Source organism: Sulfolobus sp. B1, from assembly GCF_007050195.1.
Lineage (GTDB): Archaea > Thermoproteota > Thermoprotei_A > Sulfolobales > Sulfolobaceae > Saccharolobus.
Window position 1 is genome coordinate 1 of record NZ_QIMI01000347.1, and the last position, 626, is coordinate 626.

A 626-nucleotide genomic window follows, 5' to 3' on the forward strand; every position below is an offset into this window, starting at 1 on the left:
GGGTGTGATGTTTGGTTAGGATTGTTGCTAGGAGTATTAGTAAGGTTTTTAAGAGGGGTTCTGTTGTTGCTTTGGATAATGTTAGTTTGGTTGTTGAGAGTGGTTCTAGGTTTGGTGTTTTGGGTCCTAGTGGTGCTGGTAAGACTACTTTTATGAGGATTGTTGCTGGTTTGGATGTTCCTTCTAGTGGTGAGCTTTTGTTTGATGATAGGGTTGTTGCTTCTAATGGTAGGCTTGTTGTTCCCCCTGAGGATAGGAGGATTGGTATGGTTTTTCAGACTTGGGCTTTGTATCCTAATCTTACTGCTTTTGAGAATATTGCTTTTCCTTTGACTAATATGAGGCTTAGTAGGGGTGAGATTAGGAGGAGGGTTGAGGAGGTTGCTGAGATTTTGGATATTTCTCATGTTTTGGGTCATTATCCTAGGGAGTTGTCTGGTGGTCAGCAGCAGAGGGTTGCTTTGGCTAGGGCTTTGGTTAAGAATCCTTCTTTGCTTTTGTTGGATGAGCCTTTTAGTAATTTGGATGCTAGGATGAGGGATAGTGCTAGGGCTTTGGTTAAGGATGTTCAAGGGAGGTTGGGGGTTACTTTGCTTATTGTTAGTCATGATCCTGCTGATATTTTT

The 626-nt window shown here is 42.2% G+C and carries 1 protein-coding gene; it reads left to right on the plus strand.

The window, feature by feature from the left end; all coding sequences use genetic code 11:
* Nucleotides 1-11: 11 nt before the first annotated feature.
* The coding region (locus DMP16_RS10635; protein WP_143577258.1) for an ABC transporter ATP-binding protein at nt 12-626 on the plus strand (615 nt) is incomplete at its 3' end.